Below are 22,734 nucleotides of genomic sequence, written 5' to 3' on the forward strand. Positions count from 1 at the left end.
GGACCTCTTAAGCAACAGAAACGACACGGAACATGCCAGCTTCCATGTGATAAAGCAGATGACAATGGAACGCCCAGCTACCTAGCGCATCTGCACTGATTTGCAATGACACCACTTCGCTTGGTTTGACGCTGATGGTATGCTTTCTAGGCCTTGGATATTGACCATTTTCAAGCTCCATCCACATCCCATGCAGGTGGATCGGATGCTCCATCATGGTGTCATTAACGAGTATCAGCCTCAGCCTTTCGCCATAGTGAAACTCAATCGGACCATCAACCTCTGTGAACTCGATACCGTCAAAAGACCACATGTATTTTTCCATGTTGCCGGTCAGGTGTAACTCGATTTCTCTTACGGGTTCCCGTTCATCCGGCCATGGATGGGCCCCAATCAGATCCCCGTAAACCAGCACACGGTGATCAACATGCTCAAGTCCCACGCCAGGCTCATTCAGACGACTGATCGGGTTCTCGGCAATCATCGCGGCACCGGGGCCATGGCCGCCGTCCTGGTGCGTGACTTTTATTTTCGGGGCAGAGGGAAGGCCAGCATGACCTGAATGGTCGTCAGTCATCTGCTTCATATCCATGTCGGACATATTGTCCATCTGATGGGTCTGATTACCATCGGACATCGTCCCCATATCATCTTTCATGGCCATCGCTGACATATCATGGCCCATGCCCATCGCTGCCATGCCTCGTTCTGGGGTCGGTCTCAGAGCGGGCACCTCGGCTGACTGGCCCATTTCCGTGGCGAGCGTGCCGCGAACATAACCACTTCGGTCCATACTTTCGGCAAAAAGGGTATAGGGGCGGGTGTCTTTGGGTTGAACAACGACATCATAGGTCTCTGCTACACCTATTCTGAACTCATCAACAGTCACTGGCATGACGGGTTGACCATCGGCAGCTACTACAACCATCTCCAGCCCCGGAATTCTGAAATCAAAAAACGACATAGCCGAGCCGTTAATGATTCTGAGACGTACCTTTTCACCTGGTTTATAGAGTGCCGTCCAGTTAGTCTGACTGTCGCGACCGTTCATAAGATAGGTGTAGGTCGAGCCAGTGACATCTAGAATGTCCCGAGGACTCATACGCATACGGTTCCACATCGAGCGCTCTTTCCAGGTTTGCTCGAATCCCTGTTTGTCTATGTCATCAAGCGTGTCAAAAATGGTGCGCTGATGGTAGTTGTAGTAGCCTTCAGCCACTTTAAGGTGTCTGAATACATCATGCGGATCTTCAAAGGTCCAGTCACTGAGCACAATCACATGTTCCCGGTCAGCACCGATATCACCATCCGCCGAGTCAATAATCAGAGGGCCCAAGTGGCCAAGTTGTTCTTGCATCCCTGAGTGACTGTGATACCAGAAAGTCCCGTGTTGTTTAACGTCAAACTCGTAATTAAAGGTCTGTCTCGGTTTGATGCCCGCATAGCTCACACCGGGCACACCATCCATATTTTCCGGCAGGATAATGCCATGCCAATGAATAGACGTGTCCTCATCAAGTGCATTCGTCACATTCAGCCTGGCACGCTGACCTTCCCTGAGTCGAATCAGTGGACCAGGCATAGAACCATTAATAGTGATGGGTCTGGTCATCTGGCCTGCAACAGTCATAGGCTGGCGCTCTACCAGCAAATCGACTGTCTCATTGCTGTCGATAATCTGCCCATAACTCCGACCCAGAGGGCTTGCCCAAGCAGGCGCCATTTTTGCCAGCAAAAGTGTCGAACTCACTTTTAACGCTGACGAGAGAAACTTTCTTCTACTTGATAGCGGTGACGTCATAATTGATAGTCATTTATTGATTAATTAGTTTCACTTACTGGTGATTATGTTGCATGTCAGATTTTTTATCTGTGGTTGAATTCTTATGATCATTTGAATGTCCCTGCATATCATGTGACATACATTTTTGCATCATTGCCTGCGTAACAGGGTCATTCATGTCCATCTTACCGTGATCCATATCTTTCATTGCAGTACAATTCGGTTCTTTACTGCTACCCATGTTTGCGTGATCTTCTTGTTCGTGTGCATAGAGACTTATAGGAACTTGGAGTGCAACAACTGACATGACTATGTGAACTAATTTTATTTTCATTTCATTTTTCCTAGTTATTTGATTTCTATTTAATAGCGAATTTTATTTCAACTTTTTTGTAGTCTACTTGTTCATTTATTACATAGACATTGCTCAAACATGACAATAATGTAATTCTCAGTCAAATATGCATCGAGTATGCTGAACTAAATATATAAGGTGCAAACATAGCATTTATTTGCTGATTTTTAGGGAAGGTGTAAATGCGCATACTCGTTGTTGAGGACGAAGCAAAAACAGGTAATTACATTAAGCAGGGATTAACCGAAGCCGGTTTTCTCGTCACGCTATCTTCAAATGGCTTGGATGGATACCACCATGCTATGACTGAGACTTTCGACTTGGTCATCTTGGATGTCATGCTGCCTGATGTTAACGGCTGGAAAATTCTTCAGGCGCTGCGTGAATCAGCTAACCAGACACCGGTGTTATTTTTAACAGCACGGGATAGTGTTAATGACAGGGTAAAAGGCTTGGAGTTGGGAGCGGATGATTATCTCGTCAAACCTTTTGCATTTGTGGAACTGTTGGCAAGGGTAAGAAGTTTGTTACGTCGCGGGACTTTGTCAAATATATTTGATCAGTTCAATATCGCTGACTTGTTAGTCGATTTGCCTTCGAGGAAGGTCAGCAGGGCAGGGAAAAAAATTACTTTGTCTCAAAAGGAATTCCTGTTGTTGGAACTATTCATCCGTAGAGAAGGTGAGGTGTTGCCAAGATCATTAATAGCCTCTGAAGTCTGGGATATGAATTTCGATAGTGATACCAATGTCATTGATGTTGCAGTAAGGCGGCTACGCGCCAAAATTGATGATGATTTCGACATTAAGTTAATACATACCATTCGTGGGATGGGGTATAAATTTGAGTATGAGACTCAAGGCAATGATAAGGGGTAAGCTGGGTCAGCTCTCGTTGACTTTAAGGTTGATGATGTTTGCTGGTACTGCAATAACGCTGAGCTTGATCTTCAGTGGTTTCTTGGTACTGAAGTCCGTCAAACACCATTTTGCAGAGCAGGACTATGAGGAATTAACTGTCGTACTTGAGAGTATTAAGCACCAATTGAACAGCATTGATGCTGATAGAGCAAAAGTTCAGAACGCTTTATCAAAAGCGATCTCAGGTCATCATGGTATTTTTTTCCGTGTTGATACTGAAAATGGAAAACCAATATTTCTTTCCAGAAACGCTGAGTTTCTTGAGCATCTTGAATATGAACAAAAACTAGAAATAGCCAGTCGAGAACAATTGAAAAAATGGCAAATCGGCAGTGGTCTTTATCGAGGATTGATTGCTGAGCTCACTGTTAATGGTCAGACATATAACGTAATAACTGCTATGGACATGGCCTTTCACAAGCAGTTTCTTGATAAATTTACAATAAAGATGTGGCTAATGATGTTAGTTATAGGCATTATCACCATAAGTGCCACTTGGTTTGTAATTTATCAGGGCCATCAACCTCTCAAGTCTCTGAGTACAAAAATCAGAAACATTCAGACAAACCGACTCAATGAGAGAATTAATTCAAATGAATTGCCTATTGAGCTCAGAGGACTTGCTCTATCATTCAACGAAATGCTGCAACATGTAGAAGAGGGGTTTGAACGTTTATCTAATTTCACATCTGATATAGCTCATGAGTTAAGGACGCCATTAACAAATATCATAACACAGAACCAAGTCATGATTGTTCAGCAACGCTCATCAGAGGAATACAGAGAGCTACTTTATTCTAACCTTGAAGAACTAGAGCGTCTTGCTAAAATGGTTAGCCAAATGCTCTGGCTGGCTCAGAGTGACAACAATCTCATCAAACCCGCTTCAAATTTTATTAATTTAAATCAAGAAATTAAAGAATTATTAGAGTTTTTTGAGGCATTAGCTTCAGAAAAAAATATCAGGCTTATTCAGGAAGGAGAAGTGCCGTGGATATATGCTGATAGAGATCTCTTACGACGTGCAATATCCAACCTTATTTCCAATGCTATTCGATATACTCCCTCTGGTAAGGAATTCCGGATCGTGTCAAGTGTCAAGCATGATGACATAATCCAGCTTGATTTCATTAATCCTGGTCAGCCAATTCCTACTAAACACCTTACAAAAGTATTCGACAGGTTTTATAGAGTGGACTCGTCTAGAAGTGATAACACAGAGGGTACAGGATTAGGATTGGCAATAACAAAATCTATAATCGAAGCACATAGAGGGAGTATTAGTATAACTTCAAATCATCAACATACAACAATCAGTTTATGTTTACCTACAACTTAAGCAAACAACAGTTAAGTGTAGAAAATATAATAATCATAAGGTATCTAGTTTATATATCGCTAGACTTAAAGAAATATTCAATCGATTGCCTAGATCTAGAGAGTAAACTAAAATATCAATATTTTCCATTATAAAAAGTACTACAACTTTCAATAGATTTTCTAATTGTCAAAGACAACTTACTTTTAATTTTTTCTGTATTATCTTTTGATATAAAGCCACCCTAATATTCCTGTAATTATTATTAGTAATGTAATTTGCTATTTAGTAAGACTTCATATTGGATATCTACTAGATATCTAAATAATATCTATTGAGTAAGTAGAGCAATTATCAAAAGAAAAGATTGTTTATTTCTTTGAAATTCGTTGTGCTTTTTCCCTTATAATCTTTTGTCTGGCATTTGCAGCTTTCATTTCTTTGATGAATTTCATTGAAGCATGCAACATAAAAATAGCATCAACTATTTTTTTCCCGTCTTTGACACTATTCATTTCATATCTCATCAAAATACCGCTTTCCACTAATTCTTCAACGGCCATTTTTAATGTTTCTATTCGTCTAGTAATGAGTTTGTGATGCATTAGCCCAGAATCACGATCTATCTCACTAAAGATGATTTTATAAGCAGGTGCATCAATTCCTGCATTAATGAACCTATCTGCTAGTCGTTTAAATAACCATCTTGCTAATGGCTGTTTAAGACTCATTGCATCTGCGTAGTTGTACTGACGATAATCAAATTTATTAATAGCTCTACTTATAAGTGATGAGAATTTTACTGCAGAAAGGGCATTACTATCTGTTCTATAAGCAGCTCTATCTTGAAGTAACTTGTCAGAGAGTATGTTTGAACTATATGCCTGCTTACCATTTACAGTGATTGTTAGACGACAGTTTTCCATGATTTCTAGTGCCTGTTTAACTTCATCATGGCTACGAACTTTTCCAAAAGCTTTAAGTTCTTTGACAATCATATTTATTGTGAATTTGCACCAAGTTTCATCTCGATCGGAGTCATGAAATCCATGTCTTTGTTGAAGGAAGATTTTACGTAAAATATCTTCAATTAATTCTTCAGACTCTGCAGGATAAAAGTCCTTTTCTTCACCACCTACTTCTATGCGTGCTGGTTTTAATTCCATTTCACAAATCTCACCAGCTGGTGATTGAAATTTTTTCCTAAGAATAGGTAAATTACCCGCTTCGTTACGCATAGCAGCTTGGATTTGTCGTGATACGCTGTATCTTGGAATGGAATCCCAAAAACTCAGTAAGTTTGATAACTGCTCTGTATCACCTGAAGGACCAAGCAAAGTAGCAAACAAATCATAGTTCTGACTGCTTTGAGGGAAAGCCGGTGCTTTATCTTGTGATTCCTGAATGTCGTCTAGAATAGAACGAGCATTTTTTTTTGTATCATTGTCGTCTTTCAACTTATTACCTGACATTCCTGTGTGATACCTTTGTCCTAAGAACTGTACTACGAGATGATGACATAAAAAACATATGACGCAAGCCTTTATCTTCTTGAAAGAAAGATGGTCTTTTTTTATAAGAGGAGTAGAGGAGAGGAAAGGCTGATAAGTTCAACATTATCAAATAGTTATGACTAATAAAATCCTCAAAACCTAGAACCTGATAATTTTTTACCACATTAAAACAACAAATAACCTCAAAACCTAGATACTGAAGTATCAACTCTCCTTGAAACCTTGAAGGTGTCTCCCGAAAACCTTGAACATTTTATTAAATTTTGGCTCTTAGAATTTAACATAATGTTGTGGATAACTAGTGCTCTCCTCAAAACCTTGAATAAAAATCCTAAGAACCTAGATGGGGAAGGATTAACTATCCCGAAAACCTAGAATGTAATGTTCCTTAAACTCTCCTGAAAACCTAGTACCCAGGCGCAAAAAGAACCCTTTAGGTACAAAATCAACTCTCCGGAAAACCTCGAACGTAGCCTTAACTATCCTGAAAACCTAGAACCCTAAATGCTAGTTAATTAAATTATCAGTGGAGGCTTTGTCCAACTCTCCGGAAAACCTCGAACGGAAATCCATATATTTCATATACTTATAAAATTGATGTGATAACTATACTTATTAACTGTCTCTGTTGCACGTTAATTTTCATATAAATCGATTTAAAATTAAGCCTTGGTCATTCTGTGAAATGAATTCGCTAAATTTCATTATCTTTGTCTTGTCTTACTCTCCGCAATTCCTAGAATCCTATCCATATAAAACAGTAGCTTAAGTAAGTCTCCTGAAAACCTTGATACCAATTCACTCTTATTTATTGCATCTGTCTAGCCACTAACTCTCCGGAAAACCTCTACCATTACTAGAGCTTTTTATGAGTAATAAAAAGAGTGTAAATACTCTAACTCTCCGCAAAACCTAGAACCTATACATATATAAATCAATGATATAGACAAGTCTCCTAAAAACCATGAACCTTTTGGTTTGTTAACTCTCCGCAAAACCTCGATATAAACTATATACAAAACAACAAGATATATAAATCTCCTGAAAACCTAGAGGGTGATTATTTAATAACTCTCCCGGAAACCTCTATCCGGTTATTGGTGTTAATAAATGTGATTTGTATAAGAGAATCTAATGAGAAGTGTGAAGAAGATCACTACCATGCTTTGACTCAGCTGTAAGTAAGCGCTATCTTTATCTTACTGATTTTGTACCTACTATTTTTTACTAGTTAGGTATGAAGTGTTCGTTCAACACACCAACTGAACGCTCAATAACTCACCTGTAAACAGGTGCTGTCAATTAATCGTGATTATCTGTAAGCAGATGATTTACCCATAGGGGAATACATTCCCTTGTGGGCATTGTGTTCTCCTTTTTTATCTTTAAGGAGTCCACCATGACAAAAACTAACGTTCTTGAAGTAAGTTTTGAGAATTCGTCTGAGCAAACGCTGGAAGACACCATGAACGATCTGATTACATTATCAGATAGCATGACTACACCGGCTGGCAAAAAGACAATTGAGGCTGCTATTGAAGCAATTGCTGAAGAGCAACGTCGACGAGCTGCTAAACCAGTTCTTGTTTCTATTTAGGTTTCCGCTGATTATCTGCAGCAAGAGTTAACGCCCCTTTGGGCGTTAACGAATCTGCAATCTGAAAGGCAGTATCTCTATCTTTATCTATTACCAACGCTTTTATTATCTCATTAGCTTTTTCGACTTCTAATGCCTCTCGATTGCCTTGGATGATTTTCAGAGATTTCTTCTTATCTGCCATTTAGTTTCCGTAAATTTAGGGGAGCTTATGAAAGCAATACTCAATTTAACAAAACAAATGACCTGGTGCGAGTTTGCCGGATCATTATTTGGACTGATAGGTGCGTTTGTTCTGGCCAGACAGGACCAGGGATCAGAAGCTGGGTTTATATTCTTTTTAATCTCAAACCTATTCTTTATACATTTTTCTATAACTAATCGTTATTTCGCTTTACTCGCTATGCAAATTGGCTTCACAGCAACAAGCTTGATGGGCATTTACAACGGTTTTATTCTCTAATTACTCAATCCATACTTTAAAGAAGTATCAGACTGAGCCCTCATGGGGCTCAGCCACTTCAGTATAGCTTTGTTCAGTCTTTAAATAGCATGGCATTATTGCTGACCTGCTTGTTTGAGAATGGCAGCATGGCACTTAAGGTTGGCGAGCACACCTTCAACACCAATTTCTGGTCTGTTTTTCATTAGTTGAGCCAAAATAAGCCCGCGAATCTCAAAAATATCACTTGCAGAGATTGGTACAGCAATTTGGTTGTAATCTTTTGCCGACATATTTAGAAAATAGTTCTTTCCCTGGTTTTCGATCATCAATCGCTTTGTATTGTCAGCGCCATAGTTCGAGAGTTCAACTTTCTTCAATAAGCCAAACATGACAGCAGCGACATTGGGTAAATCACTCCGAGTAATTTGGATTCTTAGCTTTTTATTCCAATCGTATTTGCGAGGAGCTACTGACACAGCACCATCGATAGCAATAGTGTCATCTTCATCACGAGTCTTGTCATAAGCAAAATAGAGAGCGGCTTTACTACCATAGACATGATGGCCAACAAACTCTACCGGTGCAGTTTGTTTTTGAGACTGTTCATCATTTGTATTGTGATGGGTAGGGTGATTATTGTCAGCCTTATCTTCAGAGTCCATTTGCTGATCAGAATATTGAGGTCGAAAGTGATTCATTGGACGTTGATCGAGGTTGTTTTGAGATGGGGCTGAATCCACTAAATCCTGATGCTGAGATTCGTTTATTACAAAAACTAAGCCAGGCTGCTCTTTATAGTGAGCCAGTATTGTAATCAGATCATCACGTGCTTTTGGATTAGATGTGCAATGTGCAAGAGCTTTAGCAAATTGAGCTACCTGACTGACGAAATGTAAACCTTTATCAGTCACTCGCATCTTTATACCTACGGTTTTCAGGATCTGATTTGTATTTTCAACAGTGAGAGATGACATAGACGCTTCCTGTAATAATTTACTATTACATGCATATTATAACACAATCACAGTAACGCAACTCTACAACTAAGCCTTCTCTTTCTGCCTTGAAATATAGGTTTTCCTCCGCTGTATAAATCCTTTTGTTTTTTATTTTTTTATATTCTTTTTTTACTATCTATTTATGTCTATTTAACGCTACGTGGGGCATTCATAGTAGTTGATATTTGATGAATAAATGTATGACCGTCTAGCAAAGACTTAATACGATCACGGTTGGCTATGCAGGCTAGAAAGGTGTGTTTTATTCGGAAAGAGTATAAAGCTTGTTATACGGTGGTTGTGTTATATTATGCATTATATAAATTATTCTAAAAGGCTATTTATGACTATGGCGCCAGAGATAATGAGTCTTATTGAGCGTTTTGAAGAGATATATCTACCATTGCGAGAACTGCAGCATGCACTAGCAGAGTTTGTCCGTGTAGATAATGAATATCCATATTGGGCTCATCTGGATGCGAGTAGAGAGCTAGTCGCATCACATATCGAATCTATGGAGTACCAGGATGATGATTCCAAAGCGGGGAGTACTTCGTCTATGCCTGCTGTTTTGGGCGTACCCTATGGAATGCTCTACGAAGTACGTGCAATTAATGAAATGAGAGAAAACCTTATGGCTTTTCTCCGTGAATCCGACAAAGAGACTACTCCTGAGGGACTTCGACTGAGCAAGTATTTGTTAGAGAAAGCAGGATTACATCGTTTTAATCGTAAAACTGCTGGTCGGACGTTTCGCGTACTTGATAACAAGCCCGAATCTATCAGTTTTATCTGGTCGCAATCAAGATCAACACATAAACTGTCGCGAGATGAGGCCATAGAGGTCGCTAATCGTAAAATTGCAAAAGTGCGTGATCAAAAAGAGCTTCAAATTTTAAAATCTGAGCATGCTAGGTTAATGGAATTACCCGAAGATGAAATTCTGGCCAGAGTTTATGTGACAACCGCCCAACCCAAAATGAATATAATCATTCAAGGTAAGCGTATGCCGGTCACGACTGCTCATTTACCTTTATTCTATCCAGCTGATAGCGATGAACAACTACCTATCATCATCCCATTAGCAGAACAATGGGAAGACAGACCACGTATCAGGCGTAGTGATGCTACGTTATGTGAAACGGCTTACTGCCCATTATTAAATATCTATCGTTATCTACCCGAGGATAAGCTTAGGAAAAAGAAAAAATGACAGGGACTCTTCAAACTTTTACATGGCTTACAGCAGTAATTGTTACCGGGATTTGTTTCTCTAACCTAGCTGATACACTAAATCAACCCAGTCCTAAGGAATTTTTACTAATTTCTAACGGCTGTATTGCTGAGCAGAATCTTCGTCATGGTAAGTGTCCGAAATTATTACTATTTGGCGTAGATGCTTCTTTATATCTCTACAATCCTAGCTATAAGGCCATAATCAGTGAATCTCCTAATGACTTTTCAAATATTGTTCAAATGAGAGAGCATATGGTGCAAGAGACTCATAAATTTGCTGAACAAAAAGGCATTATGTTGTCTGACAGTTATACTTCTCACTGGCCTAAGCCCTAATTAAAAACGTAACATGGAGGTTCATTTTGCTAGAAAGCAATGTCATTAAACTGGCAAAAGCTAGACTTGAGGCTTTAAAAGTACTTGCCGCTGATCACATTGAGTTTCAGGACGTATTCAGTTTATACAGTGAAATTAAAGGGCTGGTGGACCTTCGATATATGAATCCAACCCACCTTTCTGATGATGCAATCAATGAATTAATATTGATAGACAATCTCGCCAGCCTGACGATGAGAAACGTTAATCCTGCAGCGATAAAAGTCAGAACAGAACAAGGCGCCCGACTTGATGAATATATGACTATGAACGAGCGTGAACTTATCGATCTCATATTTAAACACGGGGGCCGCTTTAACAATCAGGACGCCATCTCTGTTGCAATTCACCGTGGACTACTCGACGACGTATTAAGTGAGCGTCTCGCTTACGAACAAGTAGCCAAAAGAGAAGTTGAGGCGAGCATGAGTGTACTTCATGATTGAGTTCTTTTTGGTGAAAAACTAACAAAAGCTGTACTAGTTCGGGCTTGATGTGATAGTTATCCGTTTTAGATAAACGTGTCTGTCAGATTAAATTTGAGCTAAATTCTTTTTTACCCAAATTAATTCCCTATCGTCCAAGGTTGCCATTGGTGTATGACCATTACATATTTTGGGTGTCCGGATTTAGTGCATGATTTTACTCTGCATTAGAATGAGGCAAGCAAAAATACCATCGGATTATCTGGTTATGGCTTCGACCTACTGCTTATGCGCACTCCCTTTGCCGATTCCAGCAAGAACCCCACAAGCCCCAACTTCCCGGCCATCGCTACAACCCGCTCTCAGCGAGACAAGTTGTTTCTCAAGCTCTTGCAGAGCAGTTATTTGCGACCGCACATGAGAAATGTGGTCATCAAGCAAGGTGTTGATAGCAGCACAAGGCTGACGAGGGTCGTCCTGATAGCGCTGTAGTTCGCGAATCTCAGCCAGTGACAGATCGAGGATTCTACAGCGACAGATGAAGGCCAGCCGCTCACCATGCTTCTCGGTATAGGTGCGGTAACCGTTTTCCTGCCGATCAGGCGGAGGCAACAGGCCCTGCTGTTCATAGAAGCGGATCGTCTGGGTATTGATCCCGACTGACCGAGCCAACTGTCCAATGCGCATCAGACTCCTCCTCAACGGATTCTTTCCGTTTTATTGACCTTATAGTTACTATATGGTTTTAAATGATAACCCAATAATGTTCAAGCGGAATCGTATTATGAGCAAGACCTGCACAAATGCCTGTGGCTGTGATGCAACTTCCAAAGCAGATACCGATAGGTGGATCTCCTTCGAAGCATCGGGGAGATGGGTCAGCGTTTATGCCGTACCGAAGATGGACTGTCCTTCAGAAGAACGAATGATTCGCCTGGCCCTGAATGGCTTTGATGAGATTCGGGCGCTGTCTTTCGACCTGTCGAATCGCCAGTTGAAGATCATGCATGATGGAGAGGCTGCTCCTTTCACTGCGAAACTGACGACCCTGGGGCTGGGAGCTTCGTTTCAGGAAACCGTCACTGCCGATCCGGAGAACATCAAGGCCGACGAATCCTTCGCAGCCTCTGCTACCAAAGAGTCAGTCATGCTGACGTGGTTGCTCGGCATCAATGCAGTCCTGTTCGTGGTTGAAATGGCAGCCGGTCTGATCGCCCAGTCCACCGGCCTGGTTGGTGAGTCCCTCGACAATTTTGCCGATGCGGCAGTCTACGGGCTCGCCCTTTATGCCGTTGGGCATAGCGTGAAAATGCAGGGATGCGCGGCGCATCTTGCGGGGGTGCTCCAGTTGATTCTTGCTGTTGGCGTGATCGCAGAGGTGGTGAGACGCTTCGTCTTCGGTAGTGAGCCGGAATCGATGATAATGATGCTTATTGCATTCGTCGCACTGATTGCCAATACCACTTGTTTGCTGCTGATATCCAAATATCGAGAAGGCGGGGTGCACATGAAGGCAAGCTGGATATTCTCGGCCAATGACGTGGTGATAAACCTGGGCGTCATCACCGCTGGCGCCCTAGTCGTGTGGACAGGATCCAATTATCCGGATCTTATTATCGGTACCATCGCGGGAATTGTCGTGCTTAACGGAGCCAGACGCATTCTGGCCCTGAAGGGTTAGGCAACGTCCATGATTGGCAAATATCTCTCGCCGTATGCCCTGTTGTCCATCTCCGGCCTGATAGCCGCGTCTGACCAGATTGTAAAATGGCTGGTCCAACAATCAATTGCATATGGCGAGTCGTTTTCGGTGACTCCATTCTTTAACTAGGTGAACGTATAGAAGACCGGTGCCGCATTCAGTCTTTTTGCAATTTATTCAGTGATGAGTTCAATTTCTCACGGAACGTGAGCTAATAAAACTCTTGGAATATAGTCTTATAGAATCGTTCACAAATACCGTTTTTCTGAGGTGACATCGCTTTGGTTTATGTGTGGTTAATATCATTAATTGCCATATATAGCTGTTAATCATGATGTTTTACACGTCCATAATATTCCGTTGATCGATTAGCCAGATTACGAAATATAGCTAACTGATATGCTATAAAGAACAGAAGAACCTTATCATTGAGTAAGTCTGGTAACGTAATGGGAAAGGGGGGTGTACAGTTTGACAAAAGCCAGTTTGGGATAGAGCAAAAAAGGTCTGTTGTTAAATATTATTCAACACCTTTCAAATTTCCCATATAAAACGTATATGGAGAGGCTAAGTAACCTAGACGAGCGGTTTCTATTTCACCTGCTACTTCATCAACCATTTTTGCTTCTCATCTACGCGAGAGTTTCCCAAAACTCCATTTCGATGTTTTTTAATCATCAAATACAATTTTCACTTTCAGACCAGGTTGATTGTCATTAAGGTAAACCTTTGCTCCATGCAATTCTACTACAGCTTTCACTAAACTTAGCCCTAGACCGTTACCTTCAGTAGTTCTAGAATTATCTAGACGAACAAAGCGTTCAAATACTTTGTCGTGAAATTCTTCTGGAATACCTGGTCCATCATCGCTGATTACTATGGCAGTTGAGTCTTGATAAGTTCTAACCTTGAGTTCTATCTTTCCATTATTTGATGTGTATTTGATAGCATTCTCTAAAAGATTACTTATTGCTAATGATAGTAAATGTTGATTACCAATGATGGTAAGATTTGGGGCAATGTCGAGATGAATGTATTTATTTTTTTCTTCTGCTACAGCAGCATAAAGTTCACCAATGTCAGTGCAAATGCATGATATGTTAATTGTTAACCACTCCCCCCTATAACTGCCAGCCTCGGTTTGTGTGATTTCTAAAAGAGAATTAAAAGTCGTTATTAAACTTTGGATCTGGATTACAGCATCTTGAATAACCTGCTTATATTCCTTTTCACTGCGACTTTCTAACAAAGCGACATCCAGGTGGTTGAGAACTCTTGTTAAAGGGCTTCTAAGGTCATGTGCGATATTATCAGTAACTTCTCTCATGCCTGATAAAAGCTTTTCTATCATGTCTAACATGCTATTTAGATGCTGTCCAAGTTCATCAAACTCATCGTTATTACTTGATAAAACGATGCGTTGGTCAAGTTCACCTGTTTCAATAGCTTTAGCCGTATTATTTATGTTATCTATTCGTTTGAGAATTGTTTGTCCTAAAAACCATCCCATCATCATTGTAAAAATGATGGAAGTAATCAATATGATAGCTATAATAAAGAGGGTAAATTCCTGTATATCTTCCGCAGGTAAAACACTCAATGTAATCAGTAGCTCACTGCCATCAGCTAACTTACCGGCTATCATTGGCCAGTAGCCATCATTTTCCTCTAAATGTATAGGCGCAATATCATTTTCAATCCAAATATTCACAACTTCTTCATTGGGATCTAGTTTCTTGGGCCATGCTAATAAGTCACCAAGTATTTTTTCACCTTTATCATTTACTAATAGATAGTAATGACGTGTATCCAATCCTTCTTGCCAGTTTGAGCTAAGAATAGAAATAAGTTTTTCTCTTCCTTGAGTTGCATCGACTTCTTTAAGTTTTGATAACTCAAATTTCAAACCTGATTCGAGTTGTGCATCGGTATACTGACTTGTTGACCAATAGAGAAAGCTCAGTCCTAAGGTAGTTAGAATTGTTATGAAAATAGCGTATTTTAAGACAAGCTTTATGACACTAGTTTTTAGGATTCGAGGGGTCTTCACTAAGAATATATCCTTTGCCTCTAATGGTATGAAGCAATTGCTGAGAAAAGTCTTTATCTATTTTACTTCTGAGACGAGAGATCTGAGTGTCAACTAGATTAGTTTCAGGGTCAAAATGAAAACCCCATACTTTTTCTAAGAGCATTGTTCTGGTAACAATTTTGTTAATATTGCGAAGAAAGTATTCGAGTAGTTGCATTTCTTTTGGCTGTAGTCTTATTGCGATTCCATTTCTTGTCACGGTATGAGATATAAGATCTAGTTTCAGGTCGTTAATGACTAATTCAGCTTTCTCGACATTGGTTAAACTTCGCCTATTTAATACTTCGATCCGAGCAAGTAGCTCATTAAATGCGTACGGTTTTACTAAATAATCATCGCCACCCGCTTTAAGTCCAGTGACTCTATCATCTACTTCACCTAATGCACTTAATATTAGGACTGGTGTATGAATATCCTCTTCACGCAGTTTCCGTATGATTGTTAAACCGTCTAGATTTGGCAGCATTCTGTCGATGATCAATACATCATAATTTTGTGTATTGGCTAATGAAAAACCATGTAGACCATCGGAAGCATGAACAACTTCATACCCCGAATGTTTTAGACCTTTTTGAAGCGATGTGGCAGCTTCAATATCATCTTCAATTAACAATATTTTCATAGAATTCGAGAATAGCGATTTCTGATAGTCATATGTAGAAACTTATATTACCAAATTGTAATGATTACTATTTGGTAACGATGTGAGGTGAAATCTTAACTAGTATTGCGACTTTGTGAATCTCAATTATGGAGTAGGGATACGCCCACATGGCAAAGTTGCTTAAAATTTCAAACATTGGCTTCAGAGCTGAGTATTTCTCGTTACTTTTGGCGGTCTTATTTGCTGTTGTATATAACCAAAGTCTATGGCTAGGTATCTATAACGCTCAAACTAACCTGTCCCTGCACACATTATTATTCCTAATTTCCTGTGCCTTTTTCATTACTGCAACAAATAACTTTCTGTTCAATTTGTTTGCATATAAGCATATTCAAAAACTCGCTCTTATCATTATCGTTTTATGTTCGGCTGCAGCAAGCTACTTTATGGATGTCTATAACATATTACTTGATTCCAGTATGTTACAAAATGTCTTCCAAACAGATTATGCTGAAGCAAGAGATCTGTTGACATTTTCATTTTTGACACACATGTTTATATGGGGAGTTTTGCCGAGTTGTGTCATTTTCAAAATAAACATTAAATACCGACCAGTTCATAAACAAATCTTAGCTAATACTCTATCAATGACTTCAAGCCTGATTGTCGTCGCACTAATCGCTTTAATGTTTTATCAAGACTATGCCTCCTTACTACGAAATAATAGAGAACTTCGTTACCTAATTAATCCAGTAAATTACATATCAGCGTCTAAATCATTACTAGAAGAACAATGGAAATCTGCTGCACAACCAATTCAATCAATCTCTCAAGGAGTTTCAAAAGGCCCTACTTGGTTAACAAAGAACAAACGCACTGTCTTTATCTTTGTGGTAGGTGAAACAGCTAGGGCACAAGAGTTTCACCTGAATGGATATTCTAAACAAACAACTCCTGAACTAGAGAAAAGAGACATTTTAAACTTTTCAGATGTGTCTTCATGTGGAACTGCCACAGCTGTATCTCTGCCATGTATGTTCTCAAAGTTTGGACGGGATAACTACACTGATAAAAAAGGTCGTCAATATGAGTCCTTACTGGATGTAATATCAGACGCGGGGATGAGCGTATCATGGCGTGATAACAATAGTGGGTGTAAAGGTGTATGTGACAGGGTAGATAATTTAAAGATATCACACTTAGAATTTGCCAGTTTTTGCAATAAAAATGAGTGCTTCGATGAAGCATTACTTCAGGGGCTTGATGATGTTTTAGCCTCGACACAAAATGATCTGTTTATTGTTTTGCACCAGAAAGGAAGTCATGGTCCAGCCTACTTTGAGCGTGTACCGTCCAGCTTTGAACAATTCAAGCCAGCTTGTAAAACAAAACAGTTACAAGATTGCTCTGTAGATGAAATCACTAATGCTTACGATAACACGATCCTCTACACAGACTTCGTGCTAAGTAAGATCATTGATTATTTGAAAAGTAAGTCACTAACAAATGACACAGCCATGATATATGCCTCAGATCATGGTGAATCATTGGGTGAAAAAAATATGTTTTTGCACGGTGCTCCTTATTTTATGGCACCTAAAGAGCAGACACATATACCTATGATATTTTGGATATCGGAATCATTTGAGAATGAATTTGGTATTGACCGTAGTTGCTTAGATAAAAAAACTAGCCACAAATATTCACATGACAATCTGTTTCATTCGATTCTCGGAGGACTGGATATATATACCGACGCTTACAAGCCAGAATTAGACATATTCAGAAGTTGTAAAGTCAAAAATATTGTGGCTAATTAGGGATCGATTGTATGCCATATTCAAGATGGATTTTATTCCCAGTTATTATCTACTTGGTATCTATTTTCTATTTGCAAGGTTTGAATGGTGACTACGTAATTGCTCAGATTATTTACGGCGCTGAAGGTGGTAGTTGGGTACTTAAGAAGCACTGGCTAACAGAAACGCTGATTCATAAGTGGGGGCATCATTTAGTAATCGCGCTGTATATATCAATTATGGGTATATATGTTATTTCATTCAGAAATAAACGCTTATCTAATTATAATTCAGGATTAAAGTATCTAGTTATTGGTATACCTTTAGGTACTTTAATTGTATCTCTACTCAAGCACGTTACTCATATCAGTTGTCCATGGGATCTAACTGCATTTGGGGGAGACCAACCGTATTTCCCCTGGGTAAGAAGCATATTAGAGTCTAATATAAAAGAATCAGGTCAATGCTTTCCTGCAGGGCATGCAAGTTCTGCATATACATATTTCACTCTATTTTTTTTCTCTCGAAACTATTTCCCCGATTATGCAAAAACTGTTTTGCTTTGTGTTCTATTTTTTGGACTTATTTATGGGGTTTCTCAACAACTGCGTGGGGCACACTTTTTAAGTCATGATTTAACATCCGCATTGATTTGCTGGTTTTCAAGCTTGGCTTTGTGGATATATTTCTCCAGAGAAAATACCTTAAAAAAATCGAAAATACTGATCGATAGTGGAGAGGAAAATGATTAATCCTGCTCATATTCACCCATTGCTTGTTCAGATTCCAATAGCTGTCTTGCCGGCTTCAGTAATCATTCAGATCACCGCTCAACTCAAGTGTGAAGACTTATCCTCAAATTCTGGTTTTTCAGGTGTGGGATTCAAACTACTAATTTTTGGAACGGTGATTGCCTATCTGAGTGCAGGTTTCGGTGATATTGCCCTTGATAAAGCGCTTGCCAGTGGTTTTGCAGAAGAACCTTTAAAACAACATCAATTCGTCGCCAACTCAGCAGTGCTTTTATTTGCATTTGCCTCTCTTACACAAATATTGATTAGGTGGAGAAATTGTAGCCTAAAAGGTCTATTTAGTTGGCTGATATTAACACTTGAATCTGCAGCAGTTATTACATTGTTTGTCGCTGTCTATTATGGCCACTTTCTGGTGCTTGAAAATGGCGTAAATGTTGAAACAGCCAAGCCAGTACTTTGAACTGATACAAGCAAGAGAAATTATATGAGGAACATACTGTGAATAATTATTCAGAAAATATTATGTCTAAAGTGCCACAAGTAACATTACTGTTTTGGGTGCTAAAAATTATCTCGACAACACTCGGGGAAACCGGTGGTGATGCTGTTTCAATGAAAATGAATCTAGGTTATCTCGCCGCGACAGGTATTTTCTTCACTTTGTTTGTTTTATCTGTAAGTGTTCAGATCTTCGCTAAAAAATTTCACCCACTGATTTACTGGTTCACCATAATTACCACTACAACTGTTGGTACAACATTAGCCGACTTTACAACTCGGTCTTTAGGAATTGGATACCTCGGAGGCTCAATGCTTCTTTTAACACTTTTGATTGGTTGTTTAGCACTTTGGTACAGCCGCCTTGGAACGGTATCCGTCGCCTCCGTTAATCAACCTAAAGCAGAAGTATTTTACTGGCTGACAATTATGTTTTCTCAAACATTAGGAACGGCATTAGGAGATTGGACGGCAGATACAGCTGGAGTAGGTTATTTGGGAAGTGCTGTTTTATTCAGTGGAATCCTAATCATATTGTTAGCCGCAAATTATTTAACGACTGCTTCTAAAACCTTACTTTTTTGGTCTGCATTCGTTCTTACAAGGCCTTTAGGAGCTGTACTTGGTGATTTTCTGGATAAATCCCCCTCTTCTGGTGGGCTTGGACTCAGTCATTATGGTGCAACTGCAGCGCTTTTATCCATGATGCTATTTCTTCTTTTTTCATTCAAACAATCACCTGCTAGTAAAGCTCATTGATTTGGTAACTGAAAAATGAATGAATCACGACAAAATAATAGATTTATCAAGAAGCACACAGGGATAAAACGTTTATTTTATGCGACAACATATTCTTGGAATGGGTTGAGGTCGGCTCTAAAAAATGAAGCTGCATTTAGACAAGAGTTTTTAGTATTTATCATATTTACCGTTTTTACGTTTTTATTTGATGTTACTGCTATAGAGCGAATTGCTTTAATTAGCAGCCTACTAATGGTTTTGATTCTCGAATTAGTTAATTCTGCCATTGAATGTGTTGTCGATCGTGTTGGGATGGACTGGCATCCATTGTCTGGTCGAGCCAAGGATTACGGCTCTCTAGCGGTTTTATTGGGCTTAGTGATAGCCGCAGGCATCTGGATAGGCATTCTCTATTAGAAATGTTCTTTTACATTCTGTCTTTATGAGTCTTTTAACTAAAAAAAGTTATAAATCAGTATTAATAATTTGCTGCTAATGAAGTTTTAATTAGTTGCGATCTGATTGGAAAATAAGTCTATGACAACAGCAAAAAATCAGTCCACATTACAAACAGACGTGTATTTTTTATTGAGTTCTGCTTTTATTCTCATGATTTTACAAACAGTATTGAGACTAATATTACTTGCGAGAAATCATGAGCTTGCTACTCAAATACCAATGACCGATCTTTGTGCATCATTTTTAATTGGTATGAGATTTGATTTAATAATTACGGTATATGCTGTTACCCCTTTAGTTCTAGGAATGCTATTTAGACAGGGTTTTAAGTTTCGTAAACTATATCTTGTATGGTTGACTTTTGTAGCTAGCTTATTGATTTTCCTAGCAGTGATGGAACTTGACTTTTATCATGAGTTTCACACTCGCCTAAATAGCCTTGTTTTTGAGTATTTAAAGGAAGAGCCCGGTACCGTATTAAGCATGGTTTGGTATGGATTTCCGGTTATTAAATATTTAATGCTGGTTGTTGTTCTTGTAACCATTATTTATTACGCCTTAAAAAAGAACAGTGATCATATAGCTCATGGGCAGAGACAAATTTCTTATTCAACTCGATTATGTGTTTTCTTTTTATTATTGATTGTTAGTATCGTCGCTGCTAGAGGAACACTAAGGCAGGGGCCTCCTCTTAGATGGGGAGATGCATTTCATAGTGAATACTTATTTTCAAATCACTTAGCGTTGAATGGCGTATATACCTTGAGTAAAGCCATTATTGGAAGTCGTAAAGTTGACAATAAATGGCTTAAACAAATGCCGTTAGATGAAGCCAATTCAATCGTGAAAACAATGCTTTTAACAAGCAAAGATAAGTTGCTATCTTCTGATACTTCACCTACCTATAGGCAATACGATGCGGGTGAAGGACTTCAGAGCGAACCATTAAATGTCGTATTTATTCTGATGGAAAGTTTCAGTGGTGAGTATGTCGGTGCTCTTGGGCATGACTACTCCATCACCCCTGAATTTGACAAATTAAGTCAAAGGGGACTGCTATTCGAACGTTTTTTTTCTAATGGGACGCATACACATCAAGGCATGTTTGCTTCAGTGTCATGTTTTCCAAACTTGCCTCATTACGAGTATTTGATGCAGCAACCTGAGGGAACAAGGAAATTTTCAGGCTCGATACAAATCACCGCTGATAGAGGCTATCAAAGCTTGTATGTTTATAACGGTGATTTTGCTTGGGATAATCAGAAAGGCTTCTTTGGTACTCAAGGCATGCAGAGGTTTATTGGCAGACATGATTACGTCAATCCTATATTTTCCGATCCTACATGGGGCGTTTCTGATCAGGACATGTTTAATCGTGCTGAGATAGAGTTGAAAGAACTTCCAAAAGACAAACCTTTTTTTGCTTTTCTACAGACACTATCTAACCATACACCTTATGCACTACCGATACCTTTACCTGTCAGACCTGTTACAGGATTTGGTTCGCTAGATGAACATTTAACAGCAATGCGTTATTCAGATTGGGCTCTCGGGCAGTTTTTTAAGAAAGTAGAACAATCTAGTTATTATAAAAATACAATTTTTGTCATTGTCGGCGATCATGGGTTTGGTACAAACCGTCAACTTACAGACATAGATCTACTTCGATTTCACGTTCCATTACTAATTATTGGGCCGGGGATTATTGAGAAGTATGGCAGAAGAAACACAATGGTCGGATCTCAGGTGGACATCGCTCCAATAATCGCTGGCCTACTTGGAGGTAAGAGTGTTCATAGTTGTTGGGGTAGAGACTTGTTAAATATAGATGATAAAGGGTTTGCCATCATTAAACCTTCTGGCTCAGATCCAACAACAGCGATTATCAGTGGTGAAGAAATACTGGTTAGAGATGCCTATGACAAAGAAAAGCTTTATAGCTATCAACTGGGAAAGTTGCCTGAGGTTACGCTTTCATCCTCTGATGACAAAAATGTAATGTCCCACAGGCTTAGTGCTTATATCCAGTCAGCTACTAAGAGTTTACTTGATGCTTCAACGCATCGTCCTGACTTCCTGACAAAAAAAGACATCAGTAATAAATATGATAAACCTCAGAAGTGATAAGCAATGAAAAGAAAAGATCTTGAGTTTTCAAAAAAATATGATGCAGAGCATGCAAAAGCATACTTTGAAAAACATCAGTCAGGACTATGGCGTAAGATTTCTAATTGGAGAGACCAGCAGATTTGTAGGCAAGCTCTTAAAATCGCAGGAAATCCTAATTCTATTCTAGATATGCCATGTGGGACTGGTCGATTTTGGCCGTTGTTAGCTGAAAAGAAGAACAGAGCAATTATCGCTGCAGATTATAGCCAAGAAATGATAGATATTGGTATGGCCTATCGCCCTTATGAGATAACCCAGAAAATCCAAACTCTGCAAACATCGGCATTCGATTTGACAATGAATGATAATAGTGTGGACTGTGTTTTTTGTATTCGACTTTTACATCATATCGGGACATCAGAAGACAGAATGAAAATTCTTGATGAATTACATCGAGTGACCCGCCAATCGGTGATTATTTCATTATGGGTAGATGGTAATTATAAAGCCTGGAGACGGAAAAAACTTGAGAGAAAAAGAACGAACCAAAGTTATCAAAATAGATTTGTTCTTCCTGTTGAAATGGTAGAAAAAGAGTTTGAAAACTCCGGCTTTATAATCAAAAAACACATAGACTTTATCCCGAAGTATGCAATGTGGCGTACCTATGTTTTGAGTAAAGACCACGCATTTATTTCTAAATCTTCCTAAATACAGAATGAGAATGACGGACTCATCATTAGCTTGTACTTTATGGCAACTGCAGGAGGGAAAGTCTGCCTTTATTCTAGCCACAAATAAAGACATTAATCCTATTCTTGATGCACGCATACAAGACTTAGGTCTTGGAATTGGTGAGCAGATAAGGTGTTTATGTAAAGGTCCATTCAACGGCACTATTGTTATACAAGTCGGTGACTGTATTTATTCACTGGATCCTAGTCTGGCCAAGCAGATACAGGTAATCGCCTTAGGATAAGTGAGCTAAGCTCAACGATATATAACTATC

Annotated in this window: 24 protein-coding genes and 1 pseudogene; 16 read left to right on the forward strand and 9 right to left on the reverse strand. The window is 39.3% G+C overall.

Annotation, left to right across the window (positions count from 1 at the left end; all coding sequences use genetic code 11):
* Window positions 1-7 precede the first annotated feature (7 nt).
* Together MAMP_RS11225 and MAMP_RS11230 are read right to left on the reverse strand one after the other, a co-directional pair.
* On the reverse strand, window positions 8-1,801 hold the full coding sequence (locus MAMP_RS11225) for a copper resistance system multicopper oxidase (protein ID WP_040576539.1): 1,794 nt from the start codon (window positions 1,799-1,801) through the stop codon (window positions 8-10).
* 34 nt (window positions 1,802-1,835) lie between these two features.
* Window positions 1,836-2,117: a hypothetical protein gene (locus MAMP_RS11230; protein ID WP_040576540.1), complete on the reverse strand. Its 282-nt coding sequence runs from the start codon at window positions 2,115-2,117 to the stop codon at window positions 1,836-1,838.
* A gap of 203 nt (window positions 2,118-2,320) precedes the next feature.
* Between MAMP_RS11230 and MAMP_RS11235 the strand changes: the two genes are divergently transcribed.
* A complete protein-coding gene (locus MAMP_RS11235; protein WP_007146173.1) occupies window positions 2,321-3,016 on the forward strand; it encodes a heavy metal response regulator transcription factor in 696 nt (231 codons plus the stop codon).
* Window positions 3,003-4,397, forward strand: a complete 1,395-nt coding sequence (locus MAMP_RS11240) for a heavy metal sensor histidine kinase (RefSeq protein ID WP_040576541.1) — start codon at window positions 3,003-3,005, stop codon at window positions 4,395-4,397. Before MAMP_RS11235 ends, MAMP_RS11240 begins: the two co-directional genes overlap by 14 nt.
* A 350-nt stretch (window positions 4,398-4,747) precedes the next feature.
* On the opposite strand, the gene MAMP_RS11245 is transcribed toward MAMP_RS11240, so the two are convergent.
* Window positions 4,748-5,848 carry a hypothetical protein gene (locus MAMP_RS11245; protein WP_007146175.1) on the reverse strand — a complete coding sequence of 367 codons (1,101 nt, stop codon included), beginning with the start codon at window positions 5,846-5,848 and terminating at the stop codon, window positions 4,748-4,750.
* 1,441 nt (window positions 5,849-7,289) lie between these two features.
* Here MAMP_RS11245 and MAMP_RS11250 point away from each other — a divergent pair.
* Window positions 7,290-7,487, forward strand: a complete 198-nt coding sequence (locus MAMP_RS11250; RefSeq protein WP_007146176.1) for a hypothetical protein — start codon at window positions 7,290-7,292, stop codon at window positions 7,485-7,487.
* On the opposite strand, the gene MAMP_RS11255 is transcribed toward MAMP_RS11250, so the two are convergent.
* Window positions 7,480-7,671, reverse strand: coding sequence for a hypothetical protein (locus tag MAMP_RS11255; protein WP_007146177.1), 192 nt, complete (start codon window positions 7,669-7,671; stop codon window positions 7,480-7,482). The genes MAMP_RS11250 and MAMP_RS11255 overlap by 8 nt on opposite strands.
* Before the next feature lie 27 nt (window positions 7,672-7,698).
* Between MAMP_RS11255 and MAMP_RS11260 the strand changes: the two genes are divergently transcribed.
* Window positions 7,699-7,950, forward strand: coding sequence for a nicotinamide mononucleotide transporter (locus MAMP_RS11260; protein ID WP_007146178.1), 252 nt, complete (start codon window positions 7,699-7,701; stop codon window positions 7,948-7,950).
* Between the two features lie 95 nt (window positions 7,951-8,045).
* On the opposite strand, the gene MAMP_RS11265 is transcribed toward MAMP_RS11260, so the two are convergent.
* Complete coding sequence (locus MAMP_RS11265; RefSeq protein ID WP_007146179.1) at window positions 8,046-8,906, reverse strand: hypothetical protein; 861 nt, start codon at window positions 8,904-8,906, stop codon at window positions 8,046-8,048.
* A 367-nt stretch (window positions 8,907-9,273) separates the two neighbouring features.
* Between MAMP_RS11265 and MAMP_RS11270 the strand changes: the two genes are divergently transcribed.
* Genes MAMP_RS11270 through MAMP_RS11280 form a run of 3 tightly spaced genes read left to right on the forward strand, consistent with a single transcriptional unit; the run spans window position 9,274 to window position 10,987 of the window.
* Window positions 9,274-10,143, forward strand: coding sequence for a DNA replication terminus site-binding protein (locus MAMP_RS11270; protein ID WP_158005170.1), 870 nt, complete (start codon window positions 9,274-9,276; stop codon window positions 10,141-10,143).
* The gene (locus MAMP_RS11275) at window positions 10,140-10,502 is read left to right on the forward strand and encodes a hypothetical protein (RefSeq protein WP_007146181.1); all 363 of its coding nucleotides are present in this window, start codon (window positions 10,140-10,142) and stop codon (window positions 10,500-10,502) included. The genes MAMP_RS11270 and MAMP_RS11275 overlap by 4 nt, the downstream gene beginning before the upstream one ends.
* 26 nt (window positions 10,503-10,528) lie before the next feature.
* Window positions 10,529-10,987, forward strand: coding sequence for a hypothetical protein (locus tag MAMP_RS11280; RefSeq protein WP_007146182.1), 459 nt, complete (start codon window positions 10,529-10,531; stop codon window positions 10,985-10,987).
* Window positions 10,988-11,245: 258 nt separating this feature from the next.
* Here MAMP_RS11280 and cadR read toward each other — a convergent pair whose 3' ends face one another.
* Window positions 11,246-11,653 (reverse strand): Cd(II)/Pb(II)-responsive transcriptional regulator, encoded by a 408-nt coding sequence (cadR, locus tag MAMP_RS11285; RefSeq protein WP_007146183.1) that lies wholly within the window; start codon window positions 11,651-11,653, stop codon window positions 11,246-11,248.
* A gap of 97 nt (window positions 11,654-11,750) precedes the next feature.
* Here cadR and MAMP_RS11290 point away from each other — a divergent pair, with 97 nt between their 5' ends.
* Window positions 11,751-12,647, forward strand: a complete 897-nt coding sequence (locus MAMP_RS11290) for a cation transporter (protein ID WP_040576563.1) — start codon at window positions 11,751-11,753, stop codon at window positions 12,645-12,647.
* 235 nt (window positions 12,648-12,882) lie between these two features.
* On the opposite strand, the pseudogene MAMP_RS16450 reads toward MAMP_RS11290, so the two are convergent.
* From MAMP_RS16450 to MAMP_RS11305, 3 genes and pseudogenes are all read right to left on the reverse strand, one after another.
* A pseudogene (locus tag MAMP_RS16450) lies at window positions 12,883-13,281 on the reverse strand (IS481 family transposase); the annotation flags it as partial.
* Between the two features lie 57 nt (window positions 13,282-13,338).
* Window positions 13,339-14,718, reverse strand: coding sequence for a sensor histidine kinase (locus MAMP_RS11300; protein ID WP_007146185.1), 1,380 nt, complete (start codon window positions 14,716-14,718; stop codon window positions 13,339-13,341).
* Entirely contained in the window at window positions 14,690-15,382 is a 693-nt protein-coding gene (locus tag MAMP_RS11305; RefSeq protein ID WP_007146186.1) for a response regulator transcription factor, read from the reverse strand. Before MAMP_RS11305 ends, MAMP_RS11300 begins: the two co-directional genes overlap by 29 nt.
* Window positions 15,383-15,531: 149 nt before the next feature.
* Here MAMP_RS11305 and MAMP_RS11310 point away from each other — a divergent pair, with 149 nt between their 5' ends.
* The 8 genes from MAMP_RS11310 (at window position 15,532) to MAMP_RS11345 (ending at window position 22,704) form a co-directional block, all read left to right on the forward strand.
* Entirely contained in the window at window positions 15,532-17,184 is a 1,653-nt protein-coding gene (locus MAMP_RS11310; protein ID WP_007146187.1) for a phosphoethanolamine transferase, read from the forward strand.
* Between the two features lie 11 nt (window positions 17,185-17,195).
* Entirely contained in the window at window positions 17,196-17,915 is a 720-nt protein-coding gene (locus tag MAMP_RS11315) for a phosphatase PAP2 family protein (RefSeq protein WP_007146188.1), read from the forward strand.
* Window positions 17,908-18,378 carry a DUF2231 domain-containing protein gene (locus tag MAMP_RS11320; protein ID WP_007146189.1) on the forward strand — a complete coding sequence of 157 codons (471 nt, stop codon included), beginning with the start codon at window positions 17,908-17,910 and terminating at the stop codon, window positions 18,376-18,378. Before MAMP_RS11315 ends, MAMP_RS11320 begins: the two co-directional genes overlap by 8 nt.
* Window positions 18,379-18,416: 38 nt before the next feature.
* Window positions 18,417-19,175 (forward strand): COG4705 family protein, encoded by a 759-nt coding sequence (locus tag MAMP_RS11325; RefSeq protein WP_007146190.1) that lies wholly within the window; start codon window positions 18,417-18,419, stop codon window positions 19,173-19,175.
* Window positions 19,176-19,190: 15 nt separating this feature from the next.
* Window positions 19,191-19,574, forward strand: a complete 384-nt coding sequence (locus tag MAMP_RS11330; RefSeq protein ID WP_050797557.1) for a diacylglycerol kinase — start codon at window positions 19,191-19,193, stop codon at window positions 19,572-19,574.
* Window positions 19,575-19,694: 120 nt separating this feature from the next.
* Window positions 19,695-21,740, forward strand: a complete 2,046-nt coding sequence (locus MAMP_RS11335; protein WP_007146192.1) for an LTA synthase family protein — start codon at window positions 19,695-19,697, stop codon at window positions 21,738-21,740.
* A 6-nt stretch (window positions 21,741-21,746) separates the two neighbouring features.
* Window positions 21,747-22,436 (forward strand): class I SAM-dependent methyltransferase, encoded by a 690-nt coding sequence (locus MAMP_RS11340; RefSeq protein ID WP_007146193.1) that lies wholly within the window; start codon window positions 21,747-21,749, stop codon window positions 22,434-22,436.
* A gap of 13 nt (window positions 22,437-22,449) precedes the next feature.
* Window positions 22,450-22,704, forward strand: a complete 255-nt coding sequence (locus tag MAMP_RS11345) for a FeoA family protein (protein WP_007146194.1) — start codon at window positions 22,450-22,452, stop codon at window positions 22,702-22,704.
* Window positions 22,705-22,734 lie beyond the last annotated feature (30 nt).

Source organism: Methylophaga thalassica MP, from assembly GCF_000214595.1.
GTDB classification, from domain to species: Bacteria; Pseudomonadota; Gammaproteobacteria; order Nitrosococcales; family Methylophagaceae; genus Methylophaga; species Methylophaga thalassica.